Source organism: Arthrobacter sp. TRD_SC_6, from assembly GCF_055361185.1.
Genome location: NZ_CM143953.1, coordinates 2359203 through 2375063, shown reverse-complemented (window position 1 = coordinate 2375063; position 15861 = coordinate 2359203). Strand labels below are relative to the sequence as shown.

Here is a 15861-nt window from a genome sequence, read left to right as displayed (position 1 = left end):
CTCATACACCCATCCAACTCCACGGATTCGGCAGCTAGACTCGCTGTGCGGACAACCAGGAGGGCATGTGAGCGAGCACGCAACCAACGGCGCAGAGCGGGCGCGAGTATTCCGGGACGCCGGCGCTTCGGAACGGAGCGTCCCCGGCTACGCCACGGCGCGGGGCACCGCATGGCTGCTGGTGATCACCGGCGTCGTTGGCTTCCTTGCATCCGGACAGTTGATGCTCGAGCGCCTTGCCCTCTACTCGGACCCGAGCTACGTGACCTCCTGCGACATCAGCCCCTTCGTCTCCTGCGGTGAGGTGTTCCGGACCTGGCAGGCGGCCTTGTTCGGATTCCCGAACCCGTTGATCGGTGTTGTTTCGTTCGCCGTGGTGATAACGACCGGCGTCGTGCTGCTCTCCGGAGCCCAGCTGGGGCGGTGGTACTGGCGGGGACTGCAGGCAGGGACCACAATTGGCTTCGTCTTTGTGGTCTGGCTGTGGAGCCAGGCGCTGTTCGACATTCACATCCTGTGCATCTACTGCATGGTGGTGTGGGCAGTCATGATCGTGTTGACCGTGCTGCTCACCGCCCGCAATTTCATCCACTCGGACTTCCCGGCACCCCCACCCGCCCGGCGGTTCCTCTCCGAGTGGGCGCTGCCGCTTACCGTGCTGCTGTTGGTGGCAACAGCAGCTTCTGTGTTCTTCAGCTTCGCCGACGCGTTCATCGGCTAGCTACGCTCATCCTGTAGCTACTCAGAGCTCGGGCAGTTGGCCCGTGGCCGTCGGGACCGCCCCTGGTAGCGGCCTGGCCACCGGCACCTTGGTTCCGAGGACCTGGCCGACGACGTCCTGTGCAACCTTGCGGGAGGTCAGCCCCACGCGTTCCAGCACCTCACTGCGCGAGCCGTGGTCAAGGAATTCCACCGGCAGCCCCACCTCGTTGAGGGCGGTATCCACTCCAGCTGAGCGCATTTCCTGGCGGATGCGCGAACCGACTCCACCGGCCCGCACGCCGTCCTCAATCACTACGACGATCCTGTGCTCCGCGGCGAGCCGGATCACGGATTTGGCAACAGGGAGAACCCAGCGCGGGTCAATGACAGTGGAGCTGATTCCCTGTGCACCAAGCCGGTCAGAAACGTCCAGCGCCATCTCACTCATGGCGCCGACGCTGACAATCAGGACGTCATTCTGCCGCGATCCGGCCGGACGGCGGCACAGTACGTCGACACCGTCAGCCAGCCTCTCGACAGCTTCAACCTCCGGACCAACGTTGCCCTTGGAGTACCGCACCACAGAGGGTGCGTCACCGATGTCCACGGCTTCGCGAAGCTCTTCGCGCAACCGCGTCGCATCGCGCGGCGCCGCAAGGTGAAGACCAGGGACAATCTGCAGCATCGAGAGATCCCACATGCCGTGGTGGCTCGCGCCGTCGGGTCCTGTCACGCCCGACCGGTCGAGCACGATCGTCACGCCGGCCTTGTGCAGGGCCACGTCCATGAGCAATTGATCAAAAGCACGGTTCAGGAAGGTTGCGTACAGGGCGATCACGGGGTGCAGTCCCCCGAAGGCCATGCCCGCTGCGCTGGTCAGCGCGTGCTGCTCGGCGATGCCGACGTCGAATACGCGGTCGGGGTGCCGGGCGGCGAACTTGTGCAGGCCGACGGGGATGAGCATTGCTCCGGTGATCCCGACGATGTCCTTGCGTTCATCGGCGATATCAGCGATTTCTGCGGCGAAGACGGACGTCCAGGACTGCACACCCCCGGCGTCAACCGGTTCGCCAGTCTCAGGATCGATGATTCCGACGGCGTGGAACTGGTCGGCTTCGTGGGCACGTGCCGGGGCGTAACCGTGTCCTTTTTCGGTCATCGCATGCACGATCACGGGACCGCCGTACTTCTTGGCCTGGTTCAGCGCCTGTTCCACCACGGACAGGTCATGGCCGTTGATGGGGCCGATGTATTTCATGCCGAGATCCTCGAACAGCCCCTGCGGAGCCCACCAGTCCTTCACACCTTTTTTGGTGGCGTGCAGGCTCTTGTAGGTGAACTGGCTCAGGGGTCCGCCGTCCTGCAGCCTGCGCTTCAGCCAGTCGAGCGTCTTCTCGTAGACCCGGTGCGTACGTACGGTGTCAAGGGTAGGGCGCAGCGACGCGAGGTAGTCAGCAACGCCGCCGATCGTGGGTGCGTAGGACCGGCCGTTGTCATTAACGACGATCACCACGCGCCGACGTTTGTCCGATGCAATGTTGTTGATGGCCTCCCACGCCATCCCTCCCGTGAGCGCGCCGTCTCCGATCAGCACCACTGCGGTGCGGTCTTCTTCGCCCATCAGGACGCGGGCCCGGGAGATGCCGTCCGCCCAGGACAACGACGACGACGCATGGGAGCTCTCAACGACGTCGTGGACTGATTCCGCGCGGGACGGGTACCCGGAAAGCCCACCCTGCTGACGAAGGGACCCAAAGTCCTGGCGCCCGGTAAGCAGCTTGTGCACATAGGACTGGTGGCCCGTGTCGAAGACAACGCTGTCCCGCGGGGAATCAAAGACGCGATGGATGCCCACGGTCAGCTCGACAACCCCGAGGTTCGGGCCCAGATGGCCTCCCGTGCGCGAAACGTTGCTGATGAGGAAGGTCCGGATTTCAGCTGCCAGTTGGGTGAGCTGCTGCTCTGACAACCTGCTGAGGTCCTGTGGGCTGTGGATGGTCTCCAGGAGTCCCATTGCGCCTCCTTCTGTGACTTCTCTAGGTCCTGCTGATTGCTGCAGCTGATGCGGGTGATCTGCGGCAACGGGCCAAGCAGTTCCGGCTGCGTTGTTGCTCGCTGTTAACTCTAACGTGGCGGGTTCACCAAGGGTGCCGGGGCGGGCGTCAAACACAGCACGCCGCGCCCCACAGTGTGGACGCGGCGTGCTGTTTGGTGCTGGTTGGTCAGGAGACCGTGGTCAGCTGACGCAGTACGTACTGCAGGATGCCGCCGTTGCGGTAGTAGTCCGCTTCACCCGGCGTGTCAATGCGGAGGACAGCGTCAAAAGTCACGGCGTCGCCACCATCTTCAGGGGTGGCAGTGACCTTCACTGTGGCGGGGGTGTTGCCGTTGTTGAGCTCGGTCACGCCCTCGACCGTGAAGGTCTCGGTGCCCGTCAGGCCAAGCGTTGCGGCGCTCTCCCCGGCTGGGTACTGAAGCGGCAGGACTCCCATGCCAATGAGGTTGGAGCGGTGGATGCGCTCGTAGCTCTCGGCAACGACTGCCTTGACGCCGAGCAGTGCCGTTCCCTTGGCTGCCCAGTCCCGTGAGGAGCCTGATCCGTACTCCTTGCCCGCGAGGACGACCAGCGGGGTGCCTTCAGCCTGGTAGTTCATTGCGGCGTCGTAGATGTAGGTCTGCGGACCGCCGGTCTGAGTGAAGTCCCGGGTGAAGCCGCCCTCGATCCCGTCGAGCAGCATGTTGCGCAGGCGGATATTCGCGAAGGTTCCGCGGATCATCACCTCGTGGTTGCCACGGCGGGAACCATAGGAGTTGAAGTCCTTGCGGGCCACACCGTTTTCCAGCAGGTAGCGCCCTGCAGGGCTGTCGGACTTGAAGGAACCGGCGGGGCTGATGTGGTCGGTGGTCACCGAATCGCCGAGCTTGGCAAGTACGCGTGCACCCTGGATGTCCGAGACCGGTTCGGGCTGCGCCTGCATGCCTTCGAAGTACGGTGGCTTCCGCACGTAGGTGGACTCGCTATCCCAGGCGAACGTGTTGCCCTCGGGAGTATCAAGTGCCTTCCAGCGATCGTCGCCGTCGAAGACGCCCTCATAGCCCCTGGTGAACATTGCCTCATCGATCGAGGAGTCAATGACCTGCTGGACTTCCGTAGGGCTCGGCCAGATGTCCTTGAGGAAGATGCCAGCGCCGGACTCGTCCTGGCCGAGGGGATCATTCTCGAAGTCGAAGTCCATGCTGCCAGCCAGTGCGTAGGCGATCACCAGCGGCGGTGACGCCAGGTAATTCATCTTCACGTCCGGGTTGATCCGGCCCTCGAAGTTGCGGTTGCCGGAGAGGACCGCTGCGACGGAAAGGTCATTCGTCTGGATTGCGTTGGAGATTTCCTCCTCAAGCGGGCCAGAGTTGCCGATGCAGGTGGCGCAGCCATAACCGACGATGTAGAAGCCCAGCTTCTCCAGGTAGGGGGTGAGGCCGGACTTGTCGTAGTAGTCGGTAACAACCTTTGAGCCCGGCGCCACGGAGGTCTTCACCCATGGCTTGGAGGTGAGGCCCTTGTCGACGGCGTTGCGCGCAAGGATGGCTGCGGCAAGCATGACCGAGGGGTTCGAGGTGTTGGTGCACGAAGTAATGGACGCGATGGTGACGGCACCGTGGTCGAGGATGAACTCGCGGCCGTCGGTCATCTTCACTTCGACGGGCAGGGAAGGACGCCCCGCGGCGGAAGCTGCAGCGGACTGCTTCAGCGTCGACGTCATGGCCGGAACGTCGGAGGCGGGAAAGGACTCCTCGAGCGCCTCATCCAGCGCAGCCTCGTCGACATTGCTGACGTAGTTGTGGATGTCCTTGCGGAACTGCTCCCTCGCGTCGGTCAGCTCAATGCGGTCCTGTGGGCGCTTCGGGCCGGCGATCGAAGGGACAACCGAGGAGAGGTCCAGTTCGAGGTATTCGGAGAAGCGGATTTCCTTGGACGGATCATGCCAAAGACCCTGTTCCTTGGCATAAGCCTCTACGAGCGCAACGTTTTCCTCGGAGCGACCGGTCAGGCGCAGGTACTCGAGGGTGACGTCGTCGATGGGGAACATGGCAGCCGTGGAGCCGAACTCGGGGCTCATGTTGCCGATGGTTGCGCGGTTGGCCAGCGGAACCTCGGCTACACCGTCCCCGTAGAACTCAACGAACTTACCCACCACGCCGTGCTTGCGGAGCTGCTCTGTGATGGTCAGGACGACATCCGTCGCCGTGGCGCCGGCAGGGATGGCACCGGTGAGCTTGAAACCGACAACGCGCGGGATGAGCATGGAGACGGGCTGGCCGAGCATGGCTGCCTCGGCTTCAATTCCACCGACGCCCCAGCCAAGAACACCGAGGCCGTTGACCATGGTGGTGTGTGAGTCGGTTCCGACGCAGGTGTCCGGGTAGGCACGGAGTTTTCCGTCGACTTCCCGGGTCATCACGGTGCGTGCCAGGTACTCAATGTTCACTTGATGCACAATGCCGGTTCCAGGTGGAACAACCTTGAAGTCATCGAAAGCGGTCTGGCCCCAACGGAGGAACTGGTAACGCTCACCGTTGCGCTCGTATTCGATATCCATGTTGCGCTCAACGGCATCGGCGTTGCCGAATACGTCGATCTGCACCGAGTGGTCAATGACCATCTCTGCCGGTGCCAGCGGGTTCACCCTGGAAGGGTCGCCGCCGAGGTCCTTGACGGCTTCGCGCATGGTCGCCAGGTCAACTATGCAGGGGACGCCGGTGAAATCCTGCATGATCACGCGCGCCGGCGTGAACTGGATCTCGGTGCTGGGCTGCGCATCAGCGTCCCAGCTGGCGAGGGCCCGAACGTGGTCTGCGGTGATGTTGGCACCGTCTTCGGTGCGCAGCAGGTTCTCGAGCAACACCTTGAGGCTGAAGGGAAGGTTCTGTGCACCTTCGACCGCGTTCAACCGGAAAATCTCGTATTCGGTACCAGCGACATTTAGTACGCCTTTGGAACCGAAGCTGTCCACACTACTCATGTCAGGACTCCTCTCGCCGTCTTCTAATCCTTGTTCCGGCGGGCGCCATCTGCTAGTTAGGAAGGCCTAAGACAGGCCGGTGGCAGCACAGGAATGGGGCTCAGGAAGCCTCAAGGCCGCATAGTGACCACGCGGAACAACCAGCTTCATCCTAGCCGTTCACAACCGGCAAAGCGGTTGACGCAGTCAGTGTCAGGCCTGGGGACGCAGTACCGCCACGGACTCCATGTGGTGGGTGTGGGGATAGAGATCGAACACCCGGAGGCTGGCGAGGCCCCAACCGGCAGCAGCGAAGTAGCCCACATCCCTGGCGAACGACGCCGGGTCGCAGGACACATAGGCCACGGCTCCAGCGCCGCTCGCCGTGATGGCGCGGACCGCTTCCCTGCCTGCACCCGCGCGCGGCGGATCGAGCACGACGCCGTCGAGGTGCGGGCGCCGTTCGCGAAGCACTTTCTCCACCTTCCCCTGGACGATATCGACGTGGGGACGGCCGTGAAGGTTACGCCGGGCATCCTTGCTGGCAGCCGGGGAACCTTCAACTGAAAGCACGAGTCCGGACTCTCCGACAGCGTCCGCGAGCGCAGCAGTGAAAAGCCCCGCGCCAGCGTAGAGGTCCGCCACCCGTTGGCCTGCCGAGGGGTCGAGGCCGCTGAGTACAGCTTCCGTGAGAACCTGCGGAGCACTGCGGTGGATCTGCCAGAAGCCATCTCCGGTCACCCGGAAACGGTTCCCGCCGACTAGTTCCTGAACCCAGGTACGGCCGCTCAGACGCTGGAGCGAACCGGATTCCGGGTGCCAGGCCGAAACGGAAGCCCCCGGAATGGAGTCGGCAATCGAGCGGACTGCCGGGCTGAGCGCATCCGTTGCAGTCACGAGGAGAACCAGGGGCTCACCCTCCCCCGCGCCTGCCGCCACCTCGACTGAATCGACCCCGGTGAAGTCGATGTTCCACAGTCCGAGGTCATTGATGGCCGGCACGGCAAGCGGCATGTCCGCAACCGGCACCAAAGTATTCGAGCGGTGCTCGTGCATCGCCAGGTGGCCCGAGGGATCCACCGCGAAGCCCACGCGGGTGCGCCAACCCAGTCCGTCCGGAGATTCATCGGGGACCGGCTCCACGGTGATTTCCCGCTCGACCTTGCCGAGCCGCATCAACTGTTCCTGGAAGATTCCCGCTTTCAACCGTCGCTGCGCCTGCAGGTCGACGTGCCCAAACTCGGCTCCTCCGACCGGACGGCCGCCGCGCATCCCGGCGAGCACTGCGTCGGCCAGCGGCCAGGGGTGATTCACCCGGTCAGTGGAGGCACGCATGATGTCGGTAGCGTCAGCGCGCCAGAAGCGGGCGTCGTCGTCGTACTCGGTAAGGCGGGCCCTCACCACCTCGCCCGGGATGGTGTGCCGGACGAAGATGACCCGCCCCTCGTGCCGGGCAACGCAGTGCCCGCCGTGGGCGGCAGGGCCGATGGTCAGTTCGAGTACGGGTGCGGAATCGTGGGTCTGGGTCACCTGAGGTCCTGGAATGTGCGGGCGGCGTCGGAGGACGCGAGTTGCCATGGAACGCTTGCCACCATAACCCCTGGTTCGAAGTGGAGGCGGGTCTTGATGCGCAGGGCGGTCTGGTTGTGGACCAGTTGCTCCCACCACTTCCCCACCACGTACTCGGGGATATAGACCACGATGAGGTCCCGCGGTGAGTCCCGGCGCATGGACTTGATGTAGTCCATGATCGGCTGGATGGTATCGCGGTAGGGCGAGGCGAGGACGGTTATGGGGACGGGAAGTTCGAGCCTGTCCCAGTCCTCCAGCGTCCGCTGAGTCTCCTCCGGGTCGACATCCACGACCACCGCGTCAAGCTTCGAGGGGCGTGACGCACGGGCGAAAGCGAGGGCGCGCAGCACCGGTTTCCGGACGTGTGACACGAGGATCACCGCGTGGACCCGTGACGGCAGGGCGCGGACGGCCGCGGCGTCGTCGATCGCCAGCTCGCGGGCCACCTGGTCATAGTGGGCTTTGATGCTGAGCATGACCGCGAAGAGCACCACCATCGCGAGGATGGCGATCCAGGCACCGTACTCAAACTTGGTGACCAGCACGACCACCAGCACGGCAGCCGTGAGCACGAACCCGACCGAGTTGATCGCCCGCGACTTGTTGAGCCTCCAACGGCGCTTCTTGTCCACCGTGCTGCGCAACTCCCGGCTCCAGTGCTTGATCAGGGCAAGCTGAGTCGCGGTGAACGACACGAACACGCCCACGATGTACAGCTGGACCAGCTGCGTGACATCAGCGCGGAAAACCAGAATGAGCAGGATGGCGCCCGCGCCAAGCGCCATGATTCCGTTGCTGAAGGTGAGCCGGTCACCCCTGGTCCTCAGCTGGCGCGGCAGGAAGCCGTCCTTGGCCAGGATCGAGGCGAGGACCGGGAAGCCATTGAAAGCGGCGTGGGCGGCGAGGAGCAGGATGAGTGCCGTTGCCGCCACCACGATGAAGAAGGGCAGCGTTCCGCCGTCGAAAATTGTCCGCGCAAGCTGGCTGATCACCGGGTTCTGGATGTACGTTTCGTCGACCGGCCGACCGCCCAGACGCAGCTGCTCTAAAGGGTTCTGCACCACATGCACCTTGGTGGCGTTCGCGAGGTAAATGATGCCCGCGGTGAGGAGGCTGGCCACCACGCCGAGGATGAGCAGCGTACTCGCGGCATTGCGGCTGCGCGGCGGCTGGAAGCTCGGTACGTTCGAGCTTGGTGCCTCCACCCCGGTCAGGGCGGCTGCGCCCGACGAGAAGGCCCGAAGGATGAGCAGGGCGCCCGCAAGCCCCACGAGTCCGGAGTCGAACGCGGCGTCCGGCACAATCTCAAACCGGGCGCTCGGCGCCTCCTGCAGCGTGCCGGACAACCGCTGGATGATGCCGGTAATGCACAGCGCGGCAATCGCTGCCATGAAGAGGTAGGTAGGCACCGCTAGTACACGGGCGCCGCGTGTGAAACCCCGCAGGTTCACCAGTACCAGAACGACGACGGCGCCCGCCGCCAGCGCGCTCTGTGCCCCTCCCAGCGAGGGCGCAAGGGAGATGAGATAGTGCGCGCCGGCTGAGACGGAAACGGCCACAGTGAGGACGTAATCCACCATGAGGGCCGCGGCCACCGTTACCCCTGCCCCGTTCCCGAGGTTGCGCCGCGCGATCTCGTAATCGCCGCCTCCGGAGGGGTAGGCGTAGACGGCCTGCCGGTATGAGGCAATGACCACGAGCAGGACGACGATGACCGCCAGGCCCACCCACGGTGAAACCGCGACCGCCGCCACACCGGCAAGGGCCAGCGTCAGCAGGATTTCGTCGGGAGAGTACGCGGTGGAGGACAGAGCGTTTGCCGAGAAGAGCGGCATGGCGATTTTTTTGGGGAGCGTCTCATGCCGCAGCCGGTCATTACGGAACGGCTTGCCCACCAGCACCCGCTTGGTGGCCTCGAAGAATGTCAGCACGCCCACAGACTAGCGCGTTTGCCCTGTCCCTTCCCTTTCTGCGGTCGGCCTAACCGTTGGCCGGGCCGCTGGCGCTACGCTTAGCAGGTACTGGAGGGCAACCTCCGCGAGCACCGCGTATCAAGGACAATCAGGGGTGGCGCAGTGGCGCATTTCGTAATCATGGGCTGCGGCCGGGTGGGTGTAAGCCTTGCCCACACGCTCGATGAGTCCGGGCACACCGTGTCGATCATCGACCAGGATGACCGGGCCTTCCGCAGGTTGAGGGGTTCGTTTGGTGGCCGGAAGGTCACGGGCGTCGGCTTCGACCGCGAGACCCTGAAGAATGCTGACATCGAGAACGCATACGCTTTCGCGGCGGTGTCCAGCGGAGACAACTCGAATATTCTCGCTACCCGCGTTGCCCGCGAGATTTTCCATGTGCCCCACGTTGTCGCACGCATCTATGACCCGGGCCGCGCGGAGATCTACCAGCGCCTGGGCATTCCCACCGTCGCTGCCGTTCGGTGGAGCGCAGATCAGGTACTGAGGCGCATTCTTCCGGAACAAAGCATCAACGGGGACTTCCGGGAATCGTCGGGGAGGCTGATACTGGGCGAGCTCGGGTTGCACGACGGTTGGCTGGGAAGGTCCATCAGGGACATTGAGCTGGCCGCCGGAGTACGCGTTGCCTACCTCACCCGCTTCGGAGAGGGAATGCTCCCGATCAGCGGCACCAGCTACCAGGAAGGTGACGTGGTCCACGCCATGATGGAAACCGCCGCTACCGACGAGGTGGCACGGATACTCGCAAAGAAGCCAGCAGAGGAGTCGGAGTGAAGGTAGTCATCGCAGGAGCGGGCAGTGTGGGGTCATCCATAGCCCGTGAGCTGCTCTCGAATAACCACGACATCCTCCTCATCGACGAGAAGCCCGAAGTCATCGGCCGGAGCGGGCTCAAAGGCGCACGCTGGCTGATTGGCGACGCCTGCGAACTGACCACCCTGAAGGACGCAAAACTCGAGGAAGCCGACGTCGTCGTGTCGGCGACGGGAGACGACAAGGTGAACCTTGTGGTTTCCCTCCTGGCTAAGAGCGAATTCGGTGTCGGGCGGACCGTGGGACGCGTCAACAACCCGAAGAATGACTGGATGTTCGACGACTCATGGGGAGTCGACGTCGCGGTCAACACACCGAGGCTCATGACGGCGCTCGTGGAGGAAGCAGTCGAGATCGGCGACTTGGTGCGCCTGCTGACCCTGAGGGCCGGAGTGTCCGCAATCGTCGAGTTCACGGTGCCACAGGATTCGCCGCTGATCGGGCAGGTACTCGGTTCGGTCGAACTGCCGGCGGACTGTGCGGTTGTCGCCATCCTCCGCGATGACACGGCAATCACGCCCAGCCCGGATGATGTTGTCGAAGCCGGGGACGAGCTGTTCCTCGTGGCGGCCATCGCCGCAGAGGACGCGCTGCGGGCTGCCCTGTCACCGGATGCCGGACCACGCAACACCTCCAGAGAGGTATGAGGACGGCCCTGTCAGGCGGGCGGGTGTTCTTCCTTGGCCACCGCGGGACGCGACACCAGCCATGCAAACCACAGCCCAAGCGCGTAGAGGGGCACGCCCATGGCAACGCGGGTTGCCCCCAGTGCGGCAATGTTGTCCGCGAGGTAAAGCGGTACCTGCACAATCAGCCGCAGCGCAAGCACTGAGACGATGAGCCACGTCGCCAACACGTACGCTTTTACGCGGGCCGGTTCCTTGCGCCAATCAATCCCCTCGCCCCGGATGAACCCGAAAAGCAGGCCAGCGAGCGGCCACCGGACGGCGATCGATATAACCATCCCGACAATGTAGGCGGCGTTGGTGAAGAAGCCCGGCAGGAAGAAATCCTGGGCGTTACCGGTCTGGTTGGCCACGAAGGCGCAAATGGCGACACCGACCAGCCCGGACAACGCCTGTGTGAGCGGCGTTCTGGAGAGCAGGCGGATGACAGTGAAAACCGCGGCCACAGCCAGGGCAACAATGAGTGAGAGCTGGAGATCCCGTCCGACCGTAAACACGACAGTGAAAAGCAATCCCGGCAGTATGCTCTCAGCCAATCCCCGGATTCCGCCGATGGACTGCAGCACATCGATTCGTCCGCCGGCATCCTGGCGTACGCCCGCTTTAGCGGCGTACTGGGTGGCGAAGGCCCCTAGGCCGTTCTGTGCCTCCGCTTCGCCCTGCTGTTCCGCATTACCTCCGGTGTGACCATCGCGTCGGTCAACGCGCCCGGCTGACTCGCTGAGGCTGCCGGGTTCACCGGGTTGATGGCCATCGGCGTCTCCGGAGCCAGCCTTGGGGCTTCGCTCGGCGGGATCATTCACGTGGTCTCCTCAGGACGGCCGATAATCTCATACCGCGGGTTATAGATAGTGGGTACTCCGTCGACAATACTGAGCATTCCCTCGAACGCGACTTCCACCCCGGGAAGGATTCCGGAGATCCTGCGCTGCCCGGCCCAGATCAGGCGGACCCTGGAGCCCGAGTAGCGCGCGGTCTCGGTGTCCGCTTCCGCATTGCCTTTTCCCGGGCCCTTGGAGTGCGTGGGGTGAGAGACCATTGCCGAAAACCGTGGCGGGACGTTCCTCGGTAACACGGTCACCCGGTCCACGAACCCACGGCCCGAGATCCTGCGCCGTCCCGGGGACAGCGTGTCTTCGGTCCAGGACAACCCCGGCGATCCCTGCTCAACCAATTTTGGTGATCTCAGGTCCTCGCCGCAGTGGATTGTCGAGGTCGTTCTTGGGCTGCTGCGGTTGCGCTGGCGGAGTGCCGGCGTCCTTGGGCAGCCTCAGGGGCAGCAACTCGCGGGGAGGCAGCGGGTGGTCACCCCTGACCACAACTACGCTTCGGAACAACTTCTCCATTGGCTCGGCCGCAGCCTGGTCCGCAGCGGCCGCTCCCCCGAAGACCCCGCGGAGGAACCAGCGTGGACCATCGACCCCCACGAACCTGGCTACCCGGAATCCGGTCCGGCCGTCCGGGGTCTGGGCTGGCAGTTTGGCAATGAGCTCCGTCCCGAACTCACCGTCCTTCTCCTCGACGGTGCCGCCCTGCGAACCGACCGAACCTCCGATCTGGCCGCGGATCTCGTCCCATAGGCCCTCCGATCGCGGTGCGGCGAAAGCCTGTAACTGAAGGTTCGAACCGTTCATATCCAGTGTGACCGCGATGACCCGCTTGGTACGTTCCTCAACCTCAAGGCGCAGCTGAAGGTTTTCAGTGGCGGCAATACGCAGGGCACCGAGGTCGATGTAACCCTCGCCTGACTCCTTCTCGGAGGCATCGAACGGGCCGAGGGCAAGCCGGTTGTTTCCCTGCGCGCGCTCACCGACGAGGTCGGTGTCTCCGGCTTCCGTCTGTTCCTGCACTGCGTCCGTGCTGTCGTCCTGTACTTCGTGTGATTCTTTCTTGCGGCGCCCGAAGACCATGATCGGGACCCTCCTTTGCGTTCCTGGGCGGCTGCATGCCTGCCCGTCGATTAAGTCTGCAGCCCACCAGTCAGGTGGTCGCGAATCCTCCGGTCGAACCGAAACCACCAGCTCCGCGAACGGAGTCCGGCAGCTCTTCCACCGCCACGAACTGCGCGTACTCCACCCGCTGGATCACCAGCTGGGCAATACGGTCACCCCTGCGGAATACAAGGGTTTCCCTGGAGTCCGTGTTGAGCAGGGTCACCGCGATTTCGCCGCGGTAGCCAGCGTCCACTGTGCCGGGGGCGTTGACGACAGTCAGGCCATGCTTCGCGGCGAGCCCTGACCGCGGGTGAACAAACGCGGCATAGCCACTTGGCAGCGCGATGGCCACACCAGTGGGAATGAGTGCGCGCTCCCCCGGAGCAAGCTGAAAGTCGATCCGGCAGCGGAGGTCGGCTCCGGCGTCGTCGGGGTGGGCGTATGCGGGAGGCTCCATGCCGGCGTCGAGCATCTTGATCTGCACGGACAAAGCCTCTGCGGTCTCCAGCACTTTCACTCCTGCACTGTAATTGACTGTCATTTGATCGGTGGCTGGAGCATTTTGCATCCAGGGGGCGGGCTGTGCGCGGATTCCTCCACGGCTTGCCCGCTTCCTTTACTCTAACGCTTTCACCCCCACGCCCTCACCTGTTCGCCGAGATGAAAAGGCTCCTGAAAGGTGCTTAGCTAACTGTCATGTCTGAAGAATCCTCCCCGGCCGCAGTTGTCTATGAAGAGAAGCTATGGCCGGCGCCGTGGATCTGGATTGTGGTTGCAGGCGCTGCCCTGGCGTCGGTGTTTACCTTCATACCCATCAGCGTCGAAGCCGGCATCATTGCCGCCGTCGTGGTCGCGGCAATCCTCACAACCCTGCTCGTGCTTTCAACTCCCCGCATCCAGGTCACCTCCACCCAGCTGCAGGTGGGGCGTGCCCAGATCGAGCGGAAGTACATCGGGACGGTGGACGCCTACACCGGTGCGGAAGCGACGGCCCAGCGCGGCACTGAACTTCACGGCCGGGCCTACCTGTGCATCCGGGGCTGGATCTCGCCGGTGGTGAAGATTGTCATCACCGATGACGAGGACCCCACGCCCTACTGGTTAACCTCAACGAGGCGGCCCGAGCAGCTGAAAGCCGCCCTGACCGCCCCGTAGGACTGTATGGAATTCCCGGTAACGGAGGTTTCTAGCCTTCGCAATCCTTGCAGTAGGCGAGTCCGCCCTTTTCCTTGGCTATCTGGGAGCGGTGACGAACCAGGAAGCAGGAAGCGCAGGTGAATTCATCGGCCTGTGCGGGAAGCACACGCACGAGGAGTTCTTCACCGGATAGATCGGCGCCGGGAAGTTCGAACCCTTCAGCGGCATCGGCCTCGTCCTCATCTACAACCGCCGACTGCTTGTCAGTGCGGCGCGACTTCAGCTCCTCAATCGAGTCTTCGCTGAGTTCGTCGTCGGTCTTCCGCGGCGCATCATAGTCAGTCGCCATAGTTAGTAGTTCACGCTCCGGTGGATATATGTGGTCTATCGGTGGTTAGAGCTCGATCGATCTGGACGGGAATCGGGGCCTGCATTCCCCAGGGCGTTGTCCGTGGTTCCAACGCTGAGGAGACCCGATTTGTGCCCGTACCGCAGAGATTGTTGCTGATCAATGGGGGAAAAGCCAATTGGCTTATCAGAAGTTCCGCGCCACACCAGACAAGAAGTAGGAACCTGCTCCTTTGAATGGCAGAGTTCCTTTGGAAGCTGCATCTGGAGCAGGAACGAAAGCTGGAGGGTTGTTCATGCAGGAGCTACGGCTGGTTGGAGTGGATGAGGACGGGGGCCATCTGCTGCTGAGCGGCGACGGCGGCGCCGCTTTCCGTCTCCCTGTCAACGAGGCGCTGCGGATGGCGAGCAGCAGGACATCGGCGCGCCCGGTTCCCTCCGCCGTTGGTTCCGCGGTTCACTCCGTGTCCGCCGGTGGTGATCGATCTGATCGACAGCGGCCCCCGCTGACCCCACGGGACATCCAGTCGCGAATCCGCTCTGGAGCCACCGCCGAGTCGATCGTCAGGGAAACCGGTGTGGACCTCAAGCAGGTACTGCGCTACGAAGGCCCTGTGCTCGCCGAACGCGAATACATGGCCCAACTCGCCCAACGCGTGGAGGTTGCAACTCCTGTTCCCTCAAGCGATGGCTACCGTTCGGCGTTTGGAGATAATCCGGCCCAGCTGGAGGATATGGTCCGCTACAGGCTGCAGGCCTTCGGCGTCGACCTCCATTCCGTCGAGTGGGATGCATGGCGGAAGCCGGACGGCTTGTGGACCGTGGTCGTTCGTTTCGAACTGCCTGCCGGAACCGCTGCAACTGTCGGGGAGGAGCCGCCCGCCCAATGGACCTTCAACCCGTCCAGGCGGACCGTACTCAACGCGAACCGTTGGGCGCAGGTGCTCAGCGAAATGGAACCCCTTGACGGCCCGCTGCCGTCGCGGCGCCTGAGCGCCGTCGCGGACCGCGTCTTCGATTTTGAGACCGATGCCGCGCGTGTTGCTGACCGTTCCGGAGCCATGGAGGCGGGCGATGCTGACCAAGGCAGCGATTCCAATGAACTGCTCGATGTCCTTCGTTCCCGGCGCGGCCAACGTCTCGGAACGGACGAGGACGGCGATGACGCCCTCGCCCTGATGCTTGCGAAGGGGCACGTCCCCGCTGCGCATCCCCGCGAGGGCCATGGGCTCACCGATGAAGACCCGGAGGCGTATCAGTCTTCCCCCTTCCCCGGCCTGAGCCTCGCTCCGTCAATCCTCGCAGGAGACAGGCTCACTGACGATGGCTACGCCGACGACACCGGCAACACCGCCACGGGGAACGCGTTCGCTGCTGAAGCGCACTCAGCCGACAGCGAGGACACTTACGACGACGGTACGCCGCGGCTGTTCGACGGCGTCAGCACACAGACCCGCGAGATCCATGTACTGGCCTCCCCGCTGCGCCGGACCGACGACGGTGCCCCCCGCAGCCACTCGGCTGGCCACGGGAGCGGCGAACCGGCGTCGGATGGTGGTCACCCGCGCGGCGAGGACACCGCGGCGGTGCCCAGGGCCGGTGACCCGGACCGAAAGATCCGTCCGCGGCGGTCTAGTGTGCCAAGTTGGGACGAAATCGTATTCGGCACCAAAGGCGACTGACCGCTCGAGCTCAA

14 protein-coding genes are annotated in these 15861 nt (G+C 63.9%); 5 read left to right on the top strand and 9 right to left on the bottom strand.

The annotated features are described in order from the left end of the window. The first annotated feature begins 67 nt into the window (after positions 1-67). Entirely contained in the window at positions 68-721 is a 654-nt protein-coding gene (locus tag ACWA1U_RS11200; protein WP_463722267.1) for a vitamin K epoxide reductase family protein, read from the top strand. 21 nt (positions 722-742) lie between these two features. Here ACWA1U_RS11200 and dxs read toward each other — a convergent pair whose 3' ends face one another. The 4 genes from dxs to ACWA1U_RS11180 all read right to left on the bottom strand — a co-directional run bounded on the left by dxs (position 743) and on the right by ACWA1U_RS11180 (position 9202). Further along, positions 743-2716 (bottom strand): 1-deoxy-D-xylulose-5-phosphate synthase, encoded by a 1974-nt coding sequence (gene dxs, locus ACWA1U_RS11195; RefSeq protein WP_463722266.1) that lies wholly within the window; start codon positions 2714-2716, stop codon positions 743-745. Positions 2717-2924: 208 nt separating this feature from the next. Continuing rightward, on the bottom strand, positions 2925-5720 hold the full coding sequence (gene acnA, locus ACWA1U_RS11190; protein WP_463722265.1) for an aconitate hydratase AcnA: 2796 nt from the start codon (positions 5718-5720) through the stop codon (positions 2925-2927). 192 nt (positions 5721-5912) lie between these two features. After that, positions 5913-7229 (bottom strand): class I SAM-dependent RNA methyltransferase, encoded by a 1317-nt coding sequence (locus tag ACWA1U_RS11185; RefSeq protein WP_463722264.1) that lies wholly within the window; start codon positions 7227-7229, stop codon positions 5913-5915. Next, entirely contained in the window at positions 7226-9202 is a 1977-nt protein-coding gene (locus ACWA1U_RS11180) for an APC family permease (protein WP_463722263.1), read from the bottom strand. The genes ACWA1U_RS11185 and ACWA1U_RS11180 overlap by 4 nt, the downstream gene beginning before the upstream one ends. Before the next feature lie 144 nt (positions 9203-9346). On the opposite strand from ACWA1U_RS11180, the gene ACWA1U_RS11175 reads away from it, so the two are divergent. After that, positions 9347-10021, top strand: coding sequence for a potassium channel family protein (locus tag ACWA1U_RS11175; protein WP_463722262.1), 675 nt, complete (start codon positions 9347-9349; stop codon positions 10019-10021). Then, positions 10018-10707, top strand: coding sequence for a potassium channel family protein (locus tag ACWA1U_RS11170; RefSeq protein WP_463722261.1), 690 nt, complete (start codon positions 10018-10020; stop codon positions 10705-10707). The genes ACWA1U_RS11175 and ACWA1U_RS11170 overlap by 4 nt, the downstream gene beginning before the upstream one ends. An 11-nt stretch (positions 10708-10718) precedes the next feature. Here the strand turns inward: ACWA1U_RS11170 and ACWA1U_RS11165 are convergent, their stop codons facing one another. The 4 genes from ACWA1U_RS11165 to dut form a co-directional block, all read right to left on the bottom strand. Continuing rightward, complete coding sequence (locus ACWA1U_RS11165; protein ID WP_463722260.1) at positions 10719-11549, bottom strand: DUF3159 domain-containing protein; 831 nt, start codon at positions 11547-11549, stop codon at positions 10719-10721. Beyond that, positions 11546-11785: a single stranded DNA-binding domain-containing protein gene (locus ACWA1U_RS11160; RefSeq protein WP_463722259.1), complete on the bottom strand. Its 240-nt coding sequence runs from the start codon at positions 11783-11785 to the stop codon at positions 11546-11548. Before ACWA1U_RS11160 ends, ACWA1U_RS11165 begins: the two co-directional genes overlap by 4 nt. Before the next feature lie 127 nt (positions 11786-11912). Next, complete coding sequence (locus ACWA1U_RS11155; protein WP_463722258.1) at positions 11913-12656, bottom strand: DUF3710 domain-containing protein; 744 nt, start codon at positions 12654-12656, stop codon at positions 11913-11915. A 70-nt stretch (positions 12657-12726) separates the two neighbouring features. Continuing rightward, positions 12727-13221, bottom strand: a complete 495-nt coding sequence (gene dut, locus ACWA1U_RS11150; RefSeq protein WP_463722257.1) for a dUTP diphosphatase — start codon at positions 13219-13221, stop codon at positions 12727-12729. A 155-nt stretch (positions 13222-13376) separates the two neighbouring features. On the opposite strand from dut, the gene ACWA1U_RS11145 reads away from it, so the two are divergent. Then, positions 13377-13835: a DUF3093 domain-containing protein gene (locus tag ACWA1U_RS11145; protein WP_463722256.1), complete on the top strand. Its 459-nt coding sequence runs from the start codon at positions 13377-13379 to the stop codon at positions 13833-13835. 31 nt (positions 13836-13866) lie between these two features. Here ACWA1U_RS11145 and ACWA1U_RS11140 read toward each other — a convergent pair whose 3' ends face one another. Next, on the bottom strand, positions 13867-14166 hold the full coding sequence (locus ACWA1U_RS11140) for a DUF4193 domain-containing protein (protein WP_463722255.1): 300 nt from the start codon (positions 14164-14166) through the stop codon (positions 13867-13869). Between the two features lie 295 nt (positions 14167-14461). Here ACWA1U_RS11140 and sepH point away from each other — a divergent pair, with 295 nt between their 5' ends. After that, on the top strand, positions 14462-15847 hold the full coding sequence (gene sepH, locus ACWA1U_RS11135; RefSeq protein ID WP_463722254.1) for a septation protein SepH: 1386 nt from the start codon (positions 14462-14464) through the stop codon (positions 15845-15847). The last annotated feature ends 14 nt before the right edge of the window (positions 15848-15861 follow it).

What these genes read in the sequence shown, in the direction of transcription:
- ACWA1U_RS11160 (WP_463722259.1), bottom strand. Translation starts at nt 11,785, where the DNA reads ATGGTCTCTCACCCCACGCACTCCAAGGGCCCGGGAAAAGGCAATGCG.
- acnA (WP_463722265.1), bottom strand. Translation starts at nt 5,720, where the DNA reads ATGAGTAGTGTGGACAGCTTCGGTTCCAAAGGCGTACTAAATGTCGCT.
- sepH (WP_463722254.1), top strand. Translation starts at nt 14,462, where the DNA reads ATGCAGGAGCTACGGCTGGTTGGAGTGGATGAGGACGGGGGCCATCTG.
- ACWA1U_RS11155 (WP_463722258.1), bottom strand. Translation starts at nt 12,656, where the DNA reads ATGGTCTTCGGGCGCCGCAAGAAAGAATCACACGAAGTACAGGACGAC.
- dxs (WP_463722266.1), bottom strand. Translation starts at nt 2,716, where the DNA reads ATGGGACTCCTGGAGACCATCCACAGCCCACAGGACCTCAGCAGGTTG.
- dut (WP_463722257.1), bottom strand. Translation starts at nt 13,221, where the DNA reads ATGACAGTCAATTACAGTGCAGGAGTGAAAGTGCTGGAGACCGCAGAG.
- ACWA1U_RS11140 (WP_463722255.1), bottom strand. Translation starts at nt 14,166, where the DNA reads ATGGCGACTGACTATGATGCGCCGCGGAAGACCGACGACGAACTCAGC.
- ACWA1U_RS11145 (WP_463722256.1), top strand. Translation starts at nt 13,377, where the DNA reads ATGTCTGAAGAATCCTCCCCGGCCGCAGTTGTCTATGAAGAGAAGCTA.